Source organism: Streptomyces sp. NPDC001002, from assembly GCF_053599215.1.
Map to the genome: position 1 here is coordinate 1 of NZ_JBSFLV010000168.1, position 18,475 is coordinate 18,475.

At 68.2% G+C, this 18,475-nt stretch carries 13 protein-coding genes and 2 pseudogenes; 8 read left to right on the forward strand and 7 right to left on the reverse strand.

Features of this window, described 5'->3' with window-relative positions; genetic code table 11:
* A pseudogene (locus ACWDR3_RS41225) lies at positions 1–335 on the reverse strand (hypothetical protein); the annotation flags it as partial.
* A 142-nt stretch (positions 336–477) separates the two neighbouring features.
* Complete coding sequence (locus ACWDR3_RS41230; protein ID WP_450357739.1) at positions 478–1,029, reverse strand: RNA polymerase sigma factor; 552 nt, start codon at positions 1,027–1,029, stop codon at positions 478–480.
* Between the two features lie 383 nt (positions 1,030–1,412).
* Here ACWDR3_RS41230 and ACWDR3_RS41235 point away from each other — a divergent pair, with 383 nt between their 5' ends.
* The 3 genes from ACWDR3_RS41235 (at position 1,413) to ACWDR3_RS41245 (ending at position 4,756) form a co-directional block, all read left to right on the forward strand.
* A complete protein-coding gene (locus ACWDR3_RS41235) occupies positions 1,413–2,246 on the forward strand; it encodes a hypothetical protein (protein ID WP_450357740.1) in 834 nt (277 codons plus the stop codon).
* Between the two features lie 1,147 nt (positions 2,247–3,393).
* The gene (locus tag ACWDR3_RS41240; RefSeq protein ID WP_450357741.1) at positions 3,394–3,810 is read left to right on the forward strand and encodes a hypothetical protein; all 417 of its coding nucleotides are present in this window, start codon (positions 3,394–3,396) and stop codon (positions 3,808–3,810) included.
* Positions 3,797–4,756, forward strand: coding sequence for a helix-turn-helix domain-containing protein (locus ACWDR3_RS41245; protein WP_450357742.1), 960 nt, complete (start codon positions 3,797–3,799; stop codon positions 4,754–4,756). Before ACWDR3_RS41240 ends, ACWDR3_RS41245 begins: the two co-directional genes overlap by 14 nt.
* 794 nt (positions 4,757–5,550) lie before the next feature.
* Here the strand turns inward: ACWDR3_RS41245 and ACWDR3_RS41250 are convergent.
* From ACWDR3_RS41250 to ACWDR3_RS41270, 5 genes and pseudogenes are all read right to left on the reverse strand, one after another.
* A pseudogene (locus ACWDR3_RS41250) lies at positions 5,551–5,790 on the reverse strand (hypothetical protein); the annotation flags it as partial.
* A 17-nt stretch (positions 5,791–5,807) separates the two neighbouring features.
* On the reverse strand, positions 5,808–6,125 hold the full coding sequence (locus ACWDR3_RS41255) for a PadR family transcriptional regulator (RefSeq protein WP_450357743.1): 318 nt from the start codon (positions 6,123–6,125) through the stop codon (positions 5,808–5,810).
* Between the two features lie 2,897 nt (positions 6,126–9,022).
* Positions 9,023–10,036: a helix-turn-helix domain-containing protein gene (locus tag ACWDR3_RS41260; RefSeq protein WP_450357744.1), complete on the reverse strand. Its 1,014-nt coding sequence runs from the start codon at positions 10,034–10,036 to the stop codon at positions 9,023–9,025.
* A gap of 71 nt (positions 10,037–10,107) precedes the next feature.
* The gene (locus ACWDR3_RS41265) at positions 10,108–10,509 is read right to left on the reverse strand and encodes a hypothetical protein (protein ID WP_450357745.1); all 402 of its coding nucleotides are present in this window, start codon (positions 10,507–10,509) and stop codon (positions 10,108–10,110) included.
* 585 nt (positions 10,510–11,094) lie between these two features.
* Entirely contained in the window at positions 11,095–11,355 is a 261-nt protein-coding gene (locus ACWDR3_RS41270; RefSeq protein ID WP_450357746.1) for a hypothetical protein, read from the reverse strand.
* A 225-nt stretch (positions 11,356–11,580) separates the two neighbouring features.
* Between ACWDR3_RS41270 and ACWDR3_RS41275 the strand changes: the two genes are divergently transcribed.
* Genes ACWDR3_RS41275 through ACWDR3_RS41295 form a run of 5 tightly spaced genes read left to right on the forward strand, consistent with a single transcriptional unit; the run spans position 11,581 to position 17,980 of the window.
* Positions 11,581–11,850, forward strand: coding sequence for a hypothetical protein (locus ACWDR3_RS41275; protein ID WP_450357747.1), 270 nt, complete (start codon positions 11,581–11,583; stop codon positions 11,848–11,850).
* Complete coding sequence (locus ACWDR3_RS41280; protein ID WP_450357748.1) at positions 11,843–13,369, forward strand: tetratricopeptide repeat protein; 1,527 nt, start codon at positions 11,843–11,845, stop codon at positions 13,367–13,369. Before ACWDR3_RS41275 ends, ACWDR3_RS41280 begins: the two co-directional genes overlap by 8 nt.
* Positions 13,366–16,602 (forward strand): CHAT domain-containing protein, encoded by a 3,237-nt coding sequence (locus ACWDR3_RS41285; RefSeq protein WP_450357749.1) that lies wholly within the window; start codon positions 13,366–13,368, stop codon positions 16,600–16,602. The genes ACWDR3_RS41280 and ACWDR3_RS41285 overlap by 4 nt, the downstream gene beginning before the upstream one ends.
* A 2-nt stretch (positions 16,603–16,604) precedes the next feature.
* The gene (locus ACWDR3_RS41290) at positions 16,605–17,018 is read left to right on the forward strand and encodes a hypothetical protein (protein ID WP_450357750.1); all 414 of its coding nucleotides are present in this window, start codon (positions 16,605–16,607) and stop codon (positions 17,016–17,018) included.
* Positions 17,015–17,980, forward strand: a complete 966-nt coding sequence (locus tag ACWDR3_RS41295; protein WP_450357751.1) for a hypothetical protein — start codon at positions 17,015–17,017, stop codon at positions 17,978–17,980. Before ACWDR3_RS41290 ends, ACWDR3_RS41295 begins: the two co-directional genes overlap by 4 nt.
* The last annotated feature ends 495 nt before the right edge of the window (positions 17,981–18,475 follow it).

An 18,475-nucleotide genomic window follows, 5' to 3' on the forward strand; every position in this document is an offset into this window, starting at 1 on the left:
TCGGCCAGTACGTGCGCCGCGGCCACGGAGAGCCCGAGGGCCAGCTCCGCTGTCAGGTCCGCGTTGGCGACGCCGCGCACGCCGTCCGTGCCGAACAGCCGCCTCCGCGTGCGCTGGTCTGATGATGTGCCGATACGCCGTTCCGGCGAGGGGCTTTGGGGTGCGGACTGCTGGCCCGACGGCAGCGACTGCCGGGTGCGCTGCTGCGCCAGGGAGCGGGCTCGGGATCCTCGGGAATCCTCGCGGAGTCTTTGTTTGAGTGCGACGAGCGAGGCCTCGACGTCGACGACCGGGGCCAGTGCCTCGGTGACAGCGGCCTCGGATGCCCGCGTCACCGATGTCAGAACTGCTACGTCTTGTGCAGATGGCAGCGGGTGTTCGGACCCAGGCCCCTCGGTCTCGGCGGGGAACTCAGGCGGAGCGGGTGGTGCTGCCATGGGCAGCTCGTCACCCTCCGCCTGTCCGGAAGGGGTGAACTCAGCAGGCGTCTTCGCCATGGTGCCCTCCCTCCTCGTCGTCCACGATCCCCAATTGGGCCAGTTCCATCCGCAGCGGCTCCAGTGCCCGGCGAGCCTCGGCAAGATGAACCCGTACCGTCGACTGCGTAATTCCCATCTCCTCGGCGACCTCGGCGGTCGTCAGTCCCGCGATACAGCGCAACGCCATTGCCTGGCGAGGCCGTTCCTTCAAGCGTGCCATCTCCTCGCACACCTGGCGGTAGACCTCCTTGAGCTGGACCTCCACGGCCAGATCGGGAGCGTTGACCGCACTGTCGTGTCGCCCCAGATCGAAGGGAACCTCCTGGCTGCGACGCCGCAGCGCTTCACGGACCGCCGTGGTCGACAGCCACGCGCCCCAGTGCTGTACAGACGGTCCGCAGGGGTCGTTCATCCGGCGCCAGCACTGCACGAAGGCTTCTTGCGCCGCATCCTCGGCCGCATTGAGACGGCCCGCTGTGACCAGGAAGGCCTTGGCCACCAAAGCCCGGTACCACGTGCGGTAGAGAGCGTCGAAGGAGTCCTCACTCACCCCGCTCCGTCCCCCTCACTCCCACGGGAGTGCAAAACCCAGGTGATCCCGTTCTCGTCGGTGACCTGAACGCTGCCGCCCCGACGCTGCATTCTGCACAGCACAGCCGTCATTGTCTTGCGCCGGCTCCGCTCGCGCAGCTGAAAGGCCAAAGCCCGTAACACCGCGGTCACCCCGGCCCCTCCTGCCATCGCCAGTACGGCGCATACGGCCGACCACGTGAGCACCGATCATCCTCCTCGACCCCCGAACCTGCTTGATGACTTACAGAGGCCTCAGCGCCGAAAAGTGCTTGTGCCGATTTCCGCTACCGACTTGAGAGCCGTGAGCCGAGCCTGCCGGAGGGACGGCACACACGGACGGACTGGGCGGATGCTGAGGCTGTGCCCGACCGAGCCCTGGTGTGGACCGTGGACTGCGGCGATGTCATGACGCGCTTGATGCGGACCGCGATCAGCCGTCCGCTGGCGGAGGCGTTGAGGCCCCCTCCGCTCGCAGGATTCCAGGAGATCGTGGGTGCCGGGGCAACCGGCGGTGCCCTGTCGCAGGCGCTGGAGGGGAGCCGCCCGGGTCTGGTGGTCACTTCCAGCCACGGGCTCGTGCAGCCATTCGACGACCCGCACGCTCTGCGGGCCACGCTGGGCCTGCCGGTCGACCAGAACCGTGTGCCTCTCACAGTGGACCAGCTTTCCGCGGGTCTGCCCGGCGGGTGCATCTGCTTCGCCCAGGCCTGCTGCTCCGCGGGCGGCGCGGGCGCCAGCCTGTACGCCACGCTTCTGGAGCCACAGTGGCCAGCCGCGGCCACGGTCGAAGCCGTGGCCCCGTGCGGCCCGGTGGTGGCTCCGGCGGCACTGAGGGTATTGGGCCGGGAGAACCCGGTCCGGGCCGTGTTGGGCCATGTCGAGCCCACCTTCAGCTGGACGCTGGAGGTGGGCTCGACCGGTCAGTTCCTCGGTAGGCGGATCGTCACGGCACTCTCCAGCAGGCTGTACGGCGGTGTGCCGCTGGCCCACGCATTCGCGGACTACCGGGCGGACGTCGGCCAGTTGTACTACGACTGGTTCGCGCTGCAGGCGCAGCTCAACGATGACGCCGACGGCAGCGTCCTCGATGAGATGCGCCGCATCCGCCTCGCTGCACTTGACCGCCAGAGCCTGGTGCTGCTGGGCGACCCGACGGTTTCCCTGCCTGCCCTGCCTGGCTACGGCTACCCCTGAAGCGAGTCCGTCACTGTCGTGGAGCGGAGGCCGCAAGCCAGAGGGCCGTGAGCGGTGAAGTGCGCAGGGCGATCGCCTTTCAGCACGGCCAGCACTCGCGATGCTCACAGGGAGCCTTGCGCCGCCTCTGACGCTGCACGCTCTTCTCGCCGTGAGGAGTCTGCATCTGTGAGGTGCCGACCCTGAACCTGGAGTCGTTCAGGCCCGGCGTCGGGCGCTTTGCCACTGACCATGCAGCTGCAGGAATAGTCGTGCATCGCGAACAATGACGGAAAAGCCGCTTCTGGCGCGGCTTGGGACTTTTGTTGGCCTCACGTGAGGCGGATAGGCATTCGACACGGCGGGCCCCGCGAAGAAGTTCAGGTGTCCTGCGTCACAGGCCGCAGGATTGTCGGTCCTGATCACCAGTGCCGTTGTTCACGCACGTGCAGGGCATCCCTCTCGGGGACCGTCCTGTTCATCGCTTCTGGAGAAGCGGAAGCCTCTGGCCCCCCGTTGCACCGGGGGGCTCAGCCAAGGTGCACTCACGCCAGAGAGACGCCTTGGGCGGGGCCGGCGCGAGGCCGGCCGATGTCCCCATGGTGTCGTGCCATGGGGAGTTTGTGAGGTCGGAATCCGTTCCTGGCACGAGATGTTAGGTCTTCCTAATCAATCTGATCAACCACCGCTTACGGCGGGTGGGTTTTGACCTGCGTTTTTCCGGTTGTTCAGACGATCGGCGTCCTGCTTGTTCACGCTGACGCCGTATGCATCCGGCGTGCATACGGTCCAGAGCGGACTTGTCCGATCGTTCGCTGATCGGAACTGTCCGAGCCTGACAGCGAGAAGACGGTAGATCAGATGTTGCACCGTCAACTAACAGTCGTCGCAGGTCAGACGACATCGTTGTCGGATCGACAGCGAAAACAAGTCGACACAGCGCCCCCCCAGCGCTGAGGCAGAATGCACTCAGCGCTCTTGGGCGGCGGTTGCACCCGCCACCTGAATCACACGAGCGTCGCTCCGCCCGCGCACATGTGACGGCCAGTCATGTCGAAGCGCTGCTCCGCCAAGTCACTCACGCCACATCCCGTCCCCGCCCTCACAGGCGGGGACCCATATGAGTACCCCGCCCCTTGCCAGCCGGGTACGGAGAGACAGGTCCTCGATGCGCAGGAAGCTGCGTATGTACATCGCCGTCGGCACCGCCGGCGCCACAGGCTCGGCAACGGGCCTCATCGCCGCGCACATGGGCATGGACCCGGTACAGGCGGCCAGCCTGGGTTCCGTGGTCTCCGGCGCCACCGGCGACCTCCTTCGGCAACTGCTGGGTGTGTCCGGGCACGATCTGCCGAACACGCCCACGATGCCCGCGGTCACGGCCCGGACAGTCGCGAACACCAGTAGCACTGCCCCGGAGGCGTTCCGTCCCCTCCCGCGACAGCGTCCGCCGCTCCCGGCGGAGGCGGGCCCGATGGCGCGGCGCGTGGTCCACCACGGCCGACACCGCCAGCTCCAGCGCACCGCACGGCGGTTCTCGCAGCGGGCCGCTGCACGGGAAGGGGACGGGCATGGCGCGGCCTGAGAAGGAGATCGACCCCAAGGCGTCGCTGTCCCTGCGCTCGCTCGCGATCGAGCTGCGCAGGCTGCGCAAGCGGAGCCATCTCACCTACAGCCAGCTCGCGGCGCGCTCGCACTACTCCACCGCCGCCCTCTCCACGGCTGCCTCCGGCAAGTCGGTGCCCACCTGGGAGACCGTGCAGGCCTTCGTGCTCGGCTGCGGCTACGACGGCGACATGACCCACTGGAAGCGCATGCACCGTGCCGCGCGCCGTGATGCCGGCCGCAGTACCAGCGAGGACACCGGCAGCAACCCGCTGCCGCGACAGCCTGTCGGCGCCCGCGTCACGCGAGCACTGCGGCGGCCTGCCGAACTGGTGCCCACGGATCCCCCTCCCGCCCTCATCCCTATCTCCGCGCCGGCGCCAGCCCCCGCCCCGGCTCAGCCGGACGGGCTGCTCGCACTGGTACAGCTGGCACTCGAGTACGAGCGCCAGGACGGGAAGGTCACCAAGGTCATGGCGGCTGATCACGTGCACACCGCGCTCGCGCTGTGCACCACCGCTGAGGACGTGATCGAGCTGATGAACGAACTCGTCCGGGAGAAGGGGCTGTCGGTCCCGGATCTGGTGGAGCGCAGCAGGAGCATCTATCCGATCTCCGAGGCGACGTTTGCCCAGGTACTGGGCGGCAACCAGCTGCCCACCACGGAGTGGCTCTACATCTTCCTGGCCGCCTGCGGACTGGAGGAGGACCGCACGGTGATCTGGCACTTCACCGTGACCCGCATAAAGATCGCCAACATGCGGCGTCAGCGGCACGAGGACGTAATTCCCGCGGAGATTCCGCAGCGCCGCGGGCCCTTCACGACGGCCAGACACAGCCTCAAGCGCCACCTCATGAGGACCGCCGCGCTGATCGTGGGAATCGGTTACTCCACGATGTACATCGCGGGGGCCATCAGACGCTGATCCGGGGCCTGTATGCCGCCGGGTGTCCGTAACAGGCTGCGGGCATCCGGCGGAACGCCGACGGTTGGGCGTCGGCCCCAGGCACATCCCACCACGTCCTCGGCCGGGCCCACACCGCCCGGCTCCGTCCCACCGCCCGCTCCCCGCTGAGCCGACCGCCGTGCTGCTGTGGACACCGTCCCCGACCGTCGACGTCGCGACAGGCCCCACCGGTTGGCCTCCGCCCCTACCTGAGCCGGAATGCGAAGACCGTGGGCGGAGACGGCGGGACAGTCGATTTTGCCCCGCGTCGCGGGGCGTTGCTACTGGTGCTGGGAGTCGCTGTGTGTTCGTGCGAGCTCGATACCGCGAATTCTGCGGAGCCAACCGACAGACAGCCGGAGTGTGATTCCGCACCCGGCGCACCAGCCCCAGCCCTCTGTGACAAGGGCATGAAAACCGTCCTCGTGCTCGATGTACAGAATCTGCGCACCGACGGCAAGCGCAACGAGCGTGTGTGCGCGCGAATCCACTGACAGCAGCCAGTCCACAGGCCTCCACAGTGGTGCAGCGAGATCGCGGAACCGCATGCGCAGCGCGGCCCAGAGGAAACCGATCGCGTAGTGCATCCTGCGGCGTGGAGAGAGGACGATGTCGTTCCCGGGGTCGCCGGCCAGGACAGCGGCCCATTCCTCCCGGAGGTGCGCCCTGCGACCTCCTGCAAGATAGGAAGCGAAAGCCAGAGTCCGAAGTCCGGCCCTGTCGCTCGGGGCGTCTGTGCTCATCGGTGCCTTGGGCTCCTCCTCCGTCTCCGGCAGAGCAGGGCGGGGGCGCAGAGCGGTGAACAGCAGACCGATGGCGGCGGTCAGGATCGCGAAAGCCGTCACGGCGCCGAACACCCAGCCGACCGTGAGCATGGTCTGGGCGAAAGCCGGTTCGGGGTCGAGCATCTTCAGGATGTAGCCGACGAGCAGGAAGATCGCTGCCGCTGTGCCGAAGAGCACCGGTGCCAGTACGGCGGCAATAGCCATCGTTCCGAGGCCGGCGGTCTCAGCAGGTTGCTCTTCTGAGCTCACGCCGGGCCCCCTTCAGCTGCAGCGTGCAGTCCGAAGAGCCGAGGCTTCCGTTCCCTGGCCTGGCAGGCTGCACGCTGACCGAGGGCGGTGAGTTCGTAGTAGTACCGTTTCGGCCGTCCTGGGTGCTCGCCCGTCTCCTCGTATCGGGTGGCCCATCCGGCGTCGACCAGGCGTTCAAGGATCGGATACACGGTCCCGGACCCGAGGTCGGCTTCCTCGCAGATCTTCAGCCCCCACGCGGGGTCGTCGGCAGTGGACGCCAACAACACCTTGATCACCTCAAGTGTTGGGCGTGTAAGGCGAATTGATGCCATGCCATGAGTGAAGCACCGCCTCGACCATATGTCGAGTACGACATTCGAGCGGGTTGGGTTTCCGGCGGCAGAGTAGACACGACACCGAGTCAGGCAGACCTCTTCCGTCCGACGCCCGGATCGTTCGACCCTGCAGGCGTTGCCGGTGTCCGCGCAGGGTGCCGTCCCCGCGACTGAGCCGCCAGTGAGCAGCACACCGCTGTTCGTGCCAAGTTCCACGCACCAGGTCACACCTTGCTGCGGACCATATTCCGAATTTAGTGAACCTGAGGTTAAGGGAATCTATAAATTGCAACTGTGAAATAAATGACATTCTCCGAGAGTCGGGACCTCAGCGTTGGTCCATGGGGTGATGAGGTGCGGAACGCAGAGAGCCCTGTCAGCAATCCTCCTGTACGAGACGGGGCGTGCTGCACTGGACTCATCCGGGCTGGGTGGGGGCTGGCCAAGACAACGGAAGCGGCAGGACAGCCGCCCCGACCAGGAAGTGCCCGGCAGAGCCAGGAAGACCAGGGCGGCGAGTCGGCTCAGGTCAGTTGACGGCCCGTCACGGTCATGCTTGCTGCACGCTGGAGCCGGCCGCGGCTGCTGCTGGCGGCAGGGTCGGGGCGGGTGCTGTCGGCCCGAGCTACCGCTGGGTGGGGGCGGTTGCGTCGTGTGGTTGTGCAGCAGGCGCTGCCTGCTGCGGCCGCGATGGTGGCATAAGCGCAGCTGGGGTAGAGAGCGGGCTTTAGGGTCCAGGCCAGTGTGGCCCGGCCGTTGCCCAAGCCTGAACAAGGCTGCATCCCGGCATCCGTTGGGGGGGGGCCATGCGGGACTCATTCTTTTGCGCTGTCTCGTCTTCCCGCCAGTGCTGGCGCCGATCGCGCAAGGAGGGCAGAGTTGGGAGCGATCCTGCGGTGGGCGTCAACTGTGCCTCAACGCGGGAGCAGGCCCTCAATGCACCGGAAGCTGATTGCCTTGGACGGGATGAACAACCCAGGCAGCCTCAGTGTCTGACCAGTTCAGAGCCACTCGTTCTTCAAAAGTGTCCCGCAGTGTCTCATCGGCTTCTGGTTTTTTGAGTTCCTCGCCCATGCTGAGGACACGAAGCGAGTCGCGTATGGTCGCTTCAGGCATGGTCGTCGGCCCCTGCACAGGGGCCCTCCTGTGCCTGGCTGTTCGTCATTCTTCATCTGTTGGTCCAGACGGGGTGACGGGAAGCATTGCGTGGGTGCTGGTTGCAGCCTCATCTGCGCCTCTGAGCGTGTGGCGGGGCCTGTCTCTGGGCCCCGTTCACACGCCACTGCGGTGGACTGCCCCTCGTCGGCTGGTGCAGAAGCCTGTTGCATGGCCAGCGTTCAGGCGAAGGTTAGAGCGACTGCCTGTGAGGGACGTGCTCTGCGGCTGATCTGGAAGCCCTGGCAGACGCTCTTCAGAAGGGCCGCCTGGTCGTTGCAGCACCGGTCCCCGACATCGCCCGGTTGGTGACTGGCAGGAATGTTGTGAACTGCTGCGCTCGCCAGCCACTTTGTAGTTTTGGCCGGCTGGGGGAGTGCCAGCCTGTGTGAGGCCCGTTGGGCGGCTTTCCCGGCCTCATCCGGCCGGGTAGCGGATGGCTGGACAGTGCTGGAAAACGCTTCAAGATCAGTGCTGGGGCGCCATAAGGCGGGCTGGGAGATGCTCCCACCAGGGCCAGGTATTTTCACCAGTTCGCGACGATCCCCGCCTTCCTGGAGCACTGTCGGCAACAGCTTGCGCAAGCGGTGTGGGAGCGTTCTCTGGAGACTGTTCATGCCGGGCAGCTGGGCTGGCTGTGCCGACGGTGGTGGACGTTGCAGACCGGATGCGGTTGGTCCTTTTGACCTGGCCGTGCGCAGAAGGCCGCTGGATACCGGCGGGACCTGGGCTCAAGTTGACATCCAGCAGCTGGCCGCCCAGACAGCGATGGGCCGCAGCCTCAGGACCCTTGGCACAGTGTTGCGACGGTCCATGAGCGGCGCGGACGTACTCGGGGCACTGCAGGAGCTGCCTGGCCAGCCGAAGTGGGGCCACTGTCGCATGGACGGTTCTTGCACAGGGCCCGCGGCCTTTGTGCAGGCTGGTTCCTTGTCACCTGGCTGGGCCGCCAGGTGACCCTGCACAGGGCAGCAGTCTTAGTGATAGCAAATTCGCCTTCGTGAATATTTTGCGGATTATGGTTATTCTGGAAAATGAGAGAGCCTTTCCAAATGTCGCTAAGTGTCACTTTTTGGAGTGCGTGATCGTGCCCTCTGAATGGTCGACGTTGGGCGTCTTCGGCGGGTGATGGGTGTAGCTTCTGACGATTCAGCCCACAGGGTTGGGCTATTTTGGAATTCTGCGACGTGAGAATGAACCCGCTCAGTTCGTGTCTAATTCCCCTCAGCGTGCGTGACGTGGACAGAGATCTGTGAGTCACGACGAGAATGGTCCAAAGGAAACAGATTCGGAAAGCTTGTGCCTCGGTGGAGCGTCTGCGTAAGAATGCGGATGAGCTGGCGCAGGCAGTTTCTGGGGTCCGGGGCCAGCCGTCATCGGATGTCGCAAGCCGGGAACCCGCGGACTCGCAGAGAGGACCTTTAGCGAGAGGAAGAAGGCGCCGAGAGCGGCGCGGCGCTCACCTCGACGACGACCTCGACGACGACCTCGACGACGACCTCGACGACGATACTGGAGGTGTACGTCATGCAGAGCGGCAGACGAACCCTGAGGCGGAGCGCCGAGCACGTCGTCGAGACGCGGTATGTCGTGCTGCTGGTGGTATCCGAGCTCCCCCGGAAGACCGTTCCGTCCGACGGGCGGGCCTGTGCCCCGAGGCGCCGGGGGGAAAGAACGAAGAGGGCTGGTACGAGGTGGACGAACACCTCGTACCAGCCCTCTTGGGGGTGGAGGGCCGGTTACCCGGCCCAGGGCTCGGCGATCCCGCTCTGGCGGCAGAACCGGCTCCACTCTCGCCGTTCCTCGGGGGTGGGGGAGCGTACGAGTGTCTGGGCCAGCATGGTGAGTTCCCTCCTGGTGCGGGGGTTCGCGCCGATTGCCGCCTCGCTCGCCCGGGAGAGCATGTGGGCGGGCAGGAACTTGCCAGCGAACAGCCGGTCGACGAGCGGCATAGTCATCCTGGCGCGCAGGGCGAACTCCTTGACGTTCACGCCCCCCTCGGTCAGTGCTCGCTCGAGGATGAACGCGAAGCGCATGCGCGCGGGGGAGGAGACTACGTCCTCGGCCTGCTCGCCGGCCGGCTCCATCAGGCGGGACCTACGCAGGGAGCGCGGCATCCAGCCGGTGCGCACGTCACGCGCGGGGTCGAGGCCGGCGAAGGTGCGCGCCCACCCCTGCTGCTGGCGTACCGGCACGCCGCAGCCGGCCAGAACCGCGGCCAGATGCTCGAAGGACATGGCGCGCTCCCCGGCCAGGACGGCGCCGAGGGTGGCACGACTGTAGGGGACGCCGATGCGCTCGGTGGCCCGCGCCAACTCGCGCAGGGACACGCCGGTGTACCTGCGCAGCGCGGTCAGGGCGAGGAGGAACTGCGCCTCGGTCTCCAAGCCCGGCACCACGGCGCGGCCCTGGGTGCGGTCCCAGTAGCCGAACGCCCGGGCCTGCAGCGAGGCCGTGTCGGCGGAGGCCTGCTCCTCCTGCAGTTCGGACACCTTGTTCCACAGGCGACGCGCGCCTGTGAGGTTGCCGTTGCAGGCGCGGACCCAGCCCTCCACGGTCCGCCACGAGACGCGGGGATCGCCGTTGTGCGCCTTGGACAGCGAGCCTTCCGAGACTCCGGACAGCTGCGAGATCTTCTTCAAGGTCATGGACTCGGTGATCGTGCTGGCGGTGGACTGCGCGGTGCGCAGGAACCGGGCGAGCTCGATCACCGGGTCGTCCCGCTGGGGCAGCGGGTCGGGGGTACGGGCCATCACCGGTCTCCTTCCTGTCCGGCCCGAAGGCCGGGGCCCCTCAAGGGGGCCCCGGCGAAGGGGTCCGGACGTCAGGAGCCCAGCGAGGTCCGGATGTGGTTGGCCAGCAGGCCCACCAGCACGACGCCCGAGATGGTCGCCTCGGTGGACTTGCCCAGGACCATGCACACGACGACGACCGCTGCGACGATCGCCGTGATCGCCACGGACGGCCAGGACACCGTGTTCGGCATGCCGTTGGCCGGGGTGCTCGCCGTGCCCGCCGCGGGCGGGGGCAGGACGATGCCGTGGACGACCAGCGGCGTAGAGCCCCGTACCGGAGCCGCCGGCATGCCCGGCTCGGAGGGCTGCGGGGCGCCGTCGACGACGATGAACGGACCCGGCGGCACGGCCGGAGAGGCCGAGAACGTCGAGCCCGCCGGGACACCGGGGGCGTCCTGTGCGGGAGTACAGGGAACCAGACGGCCGTCCACAAGAAAGAACGGCCCGGTCCCGACGGAAGACGAGCTCGAGGGCTCGTTGGGAAAGGTCACTGCTCTGTGCCTCGCTGTTCGAAACTGCAGTTCAGATGAGGTTGAACGGTGGCGCCGATACAACGGCGCCACCGTCAGGGGTTCCTGAACTCCTTTCACCTGGTGGTCCAGACAGGGATTCGGGTCGTGCTCGAGCACCGCGTGCCCTCAGTCGCGTCAGTTGCAGCCGACGTCGTCGAGGTGCGAGAGGTCCTCGGTACCAATCATTACCTACGCGCTACCACTCGCTGGGGCGGTGAGCCACTTCTGAAGATCATTCAGCGTCTCCTGCCCCCAAGGAGGTTGGGCGTTTGTCCTGCTCAAGCCTGGCTGGTGCCGGGCTCAACACCACTATGCCGCCGCGGCGTCGGGAACCCGGACACGGCCCATGAAGGCCTTCCCGGTCCACGACGCGCACGTCGACGACACCTCAACGGACTGATGTCCCACCAGAGTTCCCGACCCTCCCTCCACCACCGCCCGCACGCCGAGGAACACGTCCGGCAACCCGGCGATCGAGTCCGCCGCGATCCGTCGTGACGGCTGCTACGACCGCAGCCGCAGGACTGTGAACTGCGACAACATGCCCTGAACGAAGGAGCTTTCGGACGCGGAGCCGTACCCCTCGGCGCCACACCAGGGCGGCTCCCCGTCCGGCACGCCCTTGCTCCCGAACAGCAGGATGAACATCGAGGTGACGCGCCCGAGGGCCGGCACCGCCATGGGCAAGCACATCGGCACCGCGGTCTCCACGAAGACGCCCAAGGGCATGGCGGTCGTCGAGACGGCCGAGGAAACGACCGCCATCGCTCCCGGGACACGAAGCAGTGCACGGTGACCGTGCTGCCCTCGAACATTCATCACCCGCAACGAGCGGGTGGTGCACATTGACGTATGTCCAACTCCCGCACCGAGCACGAAACTTGACACGTGAGCCCACGAGGCGGTTGGCGACGACGCAGGGCACGGGACGGGTCGCACCCGTCCCAGCAGGAGTGGGAGCGCAGCGCGGTCTTCGACCATCTCACGACCATGGAGAGGGCGGACCCGGGCAACCCGGTCTTCCCTGCCCTGGCCGTACTCCTACGCGCGGGAAGCACACGCGAGCTGCTGGCCGTGGTGCGCGGCGAGCCCGAACTGCTAGGTGACCGGGGACAGGCCGGCTTAGCAGTGCTGGAGGCGTACGCGACGATGATCGGCGCCCCGACGATGCCCCACATGATCCGGCAGCGCGCGGCGTGGCTGGAGTTCCTGCGCACCGCCGGCACGGACCTCGCACAGATGAGGCTGCCGGATGAATGACACGCCACGGCGCAGGGCGTTCACAGGAACGCCGGAGCGGCTCCACGCGGCCCGACGATGGCTCGACCGGGCGCCCGCCGATGGCCCCCGCAGCCGTATCTTCCCCCGCGAGGCGGAGGCGATCGGCAGCGCTCTGGCCCGCCAGCGGATGTTCGACGCGGCGGAGAAATGGCTGCGCACCGCCGCTGACCACGGGGACCCGGTGGCCATGGGACAACTCGGGTGCGCCCTGGTCGACGCAGGCCGCCCGGGCGAGGCAGAGAACTGGCTGCGGCGCGCAGTAGAGGAGGAGGACACCGACGCGGCCTTCCACCTGGGCCGTCTGCTGCTGTTCTCGGGCCGGGGCGAGGAGGCCCAGCTCTGGCTGGAGCGGGCCGCCGAGAGCGATCCCTCGGTGACCGGGCAACTGGTGGACCAACTGCGGGGGCACGGCGCCGGGGACGAGGCCGACCGGTGGGAGCGCTACGCGGCGGAAGCCGGGGACATCGACGCGGCCGGTGCCCTCGCACTCGCCGCGGCCGCCCGCGACGATCATACGGAGAGCGAACGCTGGGCCGAGTGGGCTGGGCTGCTCGGAGACCCCCACAACGCCCTGCTCCAAGCCCGCCTGGCCCGCCTCCGGGGCGACGAGGCCGTGACCGTGCACTGGCTGGAGCGGGCAGTGGCCGAGGGCGACCTCGACGCGAAAGCCATGCTCGGGGCGCACTGTGTGACACAGGGCGCGCTGGAGCGGGCGGAGGAACTTCTCGAACAAGCCGCCGAAGCCGATGACCGCTCCTCTCAGCTTCTGCTCGCCGCGCTGCTGTGCGCACGCGGGGAACTGGACACCGCCGTGCCCTGGTTGGAGCGTGCCGCGCACGCCGGCGAGCCCGACGAGGTCTACCCCTACGCCGAGATGTGCCTGGCCAGCGGCCATCTTGAGGCGGCCGAGGCCGTCTGGCGGGCTTGTGCGCACGAAGGGCACTCGGCCAGCATGCGGGATCTGGGGCGGCTGTTACTGGAGCGCTCCGCCGACGAGGAAGCGGCCCGGTGGCTGCGCGAAGCCGTCTCCGCCGCACCCGAGCTGGCGGACGCCCCGCTGATGCTGGGCATTGCCGAAGCCCGGCTCGGCCGACCGGACGCGGCCCGCCGTGCCTATCACCAAGCTGCGGAGCAGGGCGACGGCCGAGGCGCCCACAACCTCGGCGTCCTGGCCCGCGAGGCGGGCGACAGGGAGACCGAACTGCGCTGGTACCTCGAAGGTGCCCGCCTGGGCGCGGCCAGTTCCATGTACAACCTCCATCACCTGACCCGCCCGAGCGACCCGGAGACGGCGTACCGCTGGCTGGTGCTCGCGGCGGCGTACGGTCACGCCAAGGCGGCTTTCCGGGTCGCTGAGTTCGAGGGCTTGCGGGGACAACCGGCAGAAGCACAGCGCTGGTTGTCCCTGGCGAAGGCGCTTGAGGTCTCTCGGCCGGGTGCCGTCTCCGTCCCACGCCCAGGCGGCCCGGCCGGCGATCAGGGGAGGCAGGATCCATGACCCCGGCGCCCCTCGAAGCCCTGCTGCTCCTGGCGAACACACAGCCACTGCTCGCCCAGGACGCGGTGACGCGGGCGGTGGCCGCCCACCCCGTTGTCCTGCGGGCCGCCCGACGCATCGGCCAGGCGGAGGAGCACTACGACCGGGACAAAGACGTGAGCAGGTTGAGAGAAGCCTGGTGGATCTTCGAGGAACTGCTCAGACATCCGGCCTGGGCCGACGTGTGGGCCTACGGCCGTGCCCTGCTGCTGGCGGATGTCAGCAGGATGACATTGGAGAACTTCCAGCTCACAGGCGATGAGGGGGAGTTGCACAGGGCTGGGGAACTCGCCCACGAGGCGGTTGGTGAGGCACGGCGCTGCGTGGAGCTGATGGGGAGCGAGGACGACGCCCGGGCGGCCTTGCGCACAATGGCGCAACGGCGGGCGACGCCTTCCTCACCCGAGCCCCCGGACGGGCTCGGCGCGGCGATGCGTGCCGAGCGACGCGTCGTCGCCTCGGTCCTGCCCACCGCGTTGCTCGCCCTCGGCACGCAGCTGACGGTCGCCTTCGAGGTCGGCGCCGAGCGCACCGTGATCGACGAGGCCGTCACCGTGCTCACCGAGGCGGAAGACTCATCCGCGGCCGCCGCGGACGGTACCTCTGACCGCAGCACCAGCTGCGTCCGGCTGGCCAGCGCGCTCCTGTTGCGGTTCAAGAATTACGGGGTCCCGACCGATGCCTCGGCCATGGTAGATGTGGCACGCCGTGCCGTGGCGCACGACCGGTCGGCCACCGCCTTGGACACGCTCGGCTGCTGTCTGATCGCCCGCGCGGAACTGCACGGGCACCAGCAGGATGCGGCCGAGGCGGTGGAGGTCCTGGAGGAGGCCGTACGCCGAGCCCCGGGGTGGCCGTGGGCACGGAGCAGCCTCGCCGTCGCGCTCGCCAGGCGCTACCGGGCGCACGGCGTGGTCCAGGATGCCGAAAGGTCACTGGCCCTGACGGAATCGGCCATGGCCGACATCCCGGCATCGGCCCCCGACCTCGCCCGGCTGCGGCAGAACAGGATGGCCATGCGGGAGGCCCTGGGCCAGCCGCACCCGACGGTCACACCGACCAAAGCCGCCGAACTGCACTCCGGTGCCGACAGCCGCGTGGACGCCGCCCGCCGGCTGCTGGCCGCCACCCCGGCCGGTGCGCGCTCCCGTCCGGCCCGCCTCGGCGGCTTGGCCCACAGCCTGTGCGAGCAGGCCGAGCAGACACTCGATCTGGGAGTCCTGACCGAGGCCATCGAGACAGCCCAGGAAGGCGTCACGGCCGTATCCGGACAGTCGGCCGACCGAGCACATGTGTACGGCGCCCTCGGGCGAGCCCTCACCCTGCGCTACTGCCTACTCGGCCGGGCAGCCGACCTCAACGAGGCCGAGACGGCCGCACAGGAGGCGGTCGCCACCGCACCCCCCGCCGAGCGGGCCGAATGGCTGCTCGGCTTGGCGTCCGTACTGAGCCTGCGAGCGGCCAGCCCGGACAGCGCGGCCGACATCATGGACGCCGCCAGCCGGGTCTTCAGGGACGCGGCCCGAGCAGCGGAGCATCAGCCGTCCCTACGACTGCGGGTCTGCCGGACCTGGGGCTTGTGGGCCGCCGAACAGGACCTGTGGCCGGAGTCGGCCCAGGCGCTGACCGAAGCGCTCGACGCCGCAGAGCAGCTCTACCGGATCCAGACCGCCCGCGCTCACCGCGAGATGTCCCTGGGACAGGCGCCCGCTTTGCACGCGGACGCGGCAGTGTCACTGGTCTACACAAACGATCCGGAAGGAGCCCTCCGCACGCTTGAACACGGCCGTGCCCAACTCCTCGCCGACGCCCTGGCCCACGACCGGTCCACCCTCGACCGGCTGCGGGAGACCGGATACCCGGACCTGGCGGACGCCTTCCACACCTCGCAGGAGCATCTGGCCCAGCTGGAGAGACTGCTGTCGAACGAACCAGCGGCCGACCCGACCGTCCTCACGCGGCAGAGGGCGGCGCAGGACATCCAGCACGACATCATCCGACGGATCCGGCAGGTCCCCGGATTCGCCCAGTTCCTCGCCGCGCCCGACGTCGAGGACATACGCGCGGCGGCCCGCAACCGCCCGCTGCTGTATCTCGCAGCGGGCACACACGGCGCGGTCGCCATCGCCGTGGACCGGGCGGGCCGGATCACGGCGCGGCACCTGGCTGGCGTCGACGCCGCCCAGGTGTCGCGCAACGCGGCTGAGTTCGCCTCCGCCCAGTACGCACGCGCGGCGGATCCCGACCGTTGGCGGCGCGTACTGGACCGGGTCACCTGCTGGCTCGGCGAGGCACTCTTCGTACCGGTCCTCGATCTGCTTCCCCGCGATGGCGTGCTGGCGGTCGTCCCGTACGGACTGCTGGCACTGCTGCCCCTGCACGCCGCCAGGCTCCCGAGCACCGGGCCGCTGGACCCGCAAGACCCCCCGCGACCGCACTTCGTTGTCGACGTCTGCGCTCTGGCAGTGGCCCCCAGCGCCCGAGTCCTCACCGCTTGCTCGACGCTCGCCGCACGCATCGAACCGGACACGCTGCTCACCGTCGACGTCGCCGAGCGCAAGGACATGCCCCCGCTGCCCCACGCCACCCAGGAGACCCGCGACGTACTCGCCCTGTGGGAGCGGGGCCAGCGACTCTCCGGCGAGGCGGCGACAGCAGCTCGGGTGCGGGCCGCGCTCCCAGAACACCCCGTTCTCCACATCGCCTGCCACGGCCGGTCGGACGTCTTCGACCCGCTCTCCGGGACCCTCTATCTCACCGGCACCGACACCATCACCGTCCGCGATCTGCTGGACACCCGCGGCCTGCGGGCCCGGCTCGCGATGCTGTCGGCATGCCAGAGCGCCGTGATCGGCGCACAACTGCCGGAGGAAGCCATCGGCCTGCCCACCGCGATGATCCAGGCGGGCACGGCCGGCGTCGTCGGAACGCTGTGGGAGATCCAGGACGTGGCCGGCTCGATGCTCGTACGCCGCTTCTTCGACCTGTGGCGGACTGGGGAGGAACCGGTCCGGGCACTGCGTGACGCGCAACGCTGGCTGCGCGACACCACTAACGGCGAGAAACACGACGCCTACCCCGGCATCGAAGCCGTACAACCACCATCCGACGCCAGCCTGGAAGCAGGCTGGCGGGCGGCCCGTCCACACACCGCGCCTGATCACTGGGCCGCGTTCACCTACACGGGATGGTGACCATGGAACCGGCAGGTGAGCAGATACTGGAGGCCGGCCGGGCGATCCGCCCCTATCTGGCCGAGCTCTTCCCGGAGCGGCCCGGCACACGCCAAGAACTAGATGTCCGCCTCGCCACAGCACTCGCCCTGACGGCCCGTGATAAAGAAGCCGCAGCCTCGCAGGTGCACGCGCTGCTGCGCGCCCACCCGGAAACCGCACACTGGACCGTGAAGTTCACAGAACGCGGAGTCCCTGAGGAAGCCGTCCGCCGAGGACACGGTCCAAGCGGCCCCGGCGAACTGGTCGCCGCACCGCGCTACGCCTGCCCCGTGGACGACGACTACGTCTGGTACCGGCGCAGCGCCAGTATCCTGCCGCCGCGCTGTCCCACCCACGACGTCAGAGTGCGGCCTGCCCCCAGGACATTGCGGTGATCACCAGCTTCTGGGCTGGCCTCACCAGCCGAGTGTCCGAACACGCCATCGGACTGCTGCTCAGCCCCGCCTGCGGATTCTGGATCATCGGCGCCTGCGCCTGGCTGTTCTCCGACCATACGACCGCCACCGCTTGGTGGGACCGTGCTGCCCAGCTCACCCCGGTAGGCCAACTGGCCGTCCTCATCGTCGGACTGCTGCTCATCGCGACATCTGGGGTGCTGGCCGAACAACTGGCCCGAGGGGCCCTGCTCATGCTCCAGGGCTACTGGCCGCGCTCCCTGTCACCGCTCAGGAAACGGCTCGTTGCCCGGCAGTGGAAGCGCAAGAACATGTGGGACCAGCAATGGACCGCCTTGTACACCCAGATCGCCGAGGGGACACAGGAGGAAGAAGACGGGACAGCGCTGGCAGACCCAGCCCTCCTCGACCAACTTCTCTCCTACGAGCAGCGGTTGGCCCAGATCCCCGGACACAGGGGCCAGGTGATGCCCACCCGGTTCGGCAACGTCCTGCGGGCTGGCGCCACTCGCGTCCACGACAAATACGGTCTCGACGCAGTGCGCTGCTGGCCCCCGCTCTGGCTGCTGCTGCCCGAGGAGACCCGCACAGAAGTCGCCGGCGCCAAGACCGAACTCGACTCAGTAGCACTCTGGTGGACATGGACAACCCTGCTGACCGTCTGGACGGCGCTCACCCCATGGGCCCTCCTCCTGGCAGGGATCGGCAGCCTGCTCGCCCATGCATCACTGATCGCCAGCGCCGTGCGCTACGCGAACCTGGTCGAAGCAGTCTTCGACGTACACCGAGGCCTGCTCTACGAAGCGCTAGGACGACCCCGCCCAGCCGCCTCCGAGGACGAGGCCACAGCCGGCCGGGAACTGACGGCCACCCTCCTACGCGGACCGGCACTCACACAGCCCTCGCCAATAGACGGAAGCCCCCTCACCCCACCGCACTGACAAACCGAACGCCAGCGCTTCCACCGGCCGCCCAGCGCCGATGACACCCAACAGCACGAACCCTGCCTACCCGCGCGCCTCCCACTACCACCCGCGGGCCACCAGGCCCGCGACACCCCAACACAGCAAAACCAGCCCACCATAAACCACATTCAATTCGCCGCCAGGCGAATTACCGGAGACAAAATAATACTGGAAAGCGCGCCAGCGCAGAAACCCGCCTACCCAAAATTAAGAAAAGGAGTGCCGCGCCAGCGGCCCAACAAAAAAATTTGCCGCCAGGCAAAATACATAAATCTAAAACACCACCCACGAACCTAGAATTTGCCGCCAGGCAAATTCACGCGCCGAACCAAGGGCCGCGCCAGCGGCCCGGCATAAACCACAGAGAATTCGCCGCCAGGCGAATTCCGGGTGCGGGAATTCCGCCAGGAATTCCTAAAGGGGCTTTATGCCCCTCCGCCCCCGGAATTCGCCTGGCGGCGAATTGTCTGT

Coding starts and splice junctions, on each gene's coding strand:
- ACWDR3_RS41280 (WP_450357748.1), top strand. CDS start 11,843: ATGAATGACACGCCACGGCGCAGGGCGTTCACAGGAACGCCGGAGCGG.
- ACWDR3_RS41275 (WP_450357747.1), top strand. CDS start 11,581: ATGGAGAGGGCGGACCCGGGCAACCCGGTCTTCCCTGCCCTGGCCGTA.
- ACWDR3_RS41260 (WP_450357744.1), bottom strand. CDS start 10,036: ATGGCCCGTACCCCCGACCCGCTGCCCCAGCGGGACGACCCGGTGATC.
- ACWDR3_RS41270 (WP_450357746.1), bottom strand. CDS start 11,355: ATGGCGGTCGTTTCCTCGGCCGTCTCGACGACCGCCATGCCCTTGGGC.
- ACWDR3_RS41290 (WP_450357750.1), top strand. CDS start 16,605: ATGGAACCGGCAGGTGAGCAGATACTGGAGGCCGGCCGGGCGATCCGC.
- ACWDR3_RS41245 (WP_450357742.1), top strand. CDS start 3,797: ATGGCGCGGCCTGAGAAGGAGATCGACCCCAAGGCGTCGCTGTCCCTG.
- ACWDR3_RS41255 (WP_450357743.1), bottom strand. CDS start 6,125: ATGGCATCAATTCGCCTTACACGCCCAACACTTGAGGTGATCAAGGTG.
- ACWDR3_RS41240 (WP_450357741.1), top strand. CDS start 3,394: ATGCGCAGGAAGCTGCGTATGTACATCGCCGTCGGCACCGCCGGCGCC.
- ACWDR3_RS41285 (WP_450357749.1), top strand. CDS start 13,366: ATGACCCCGGCGCCCCTCGAAGCCCTGCTGCTCCTGGCGAACACACAG.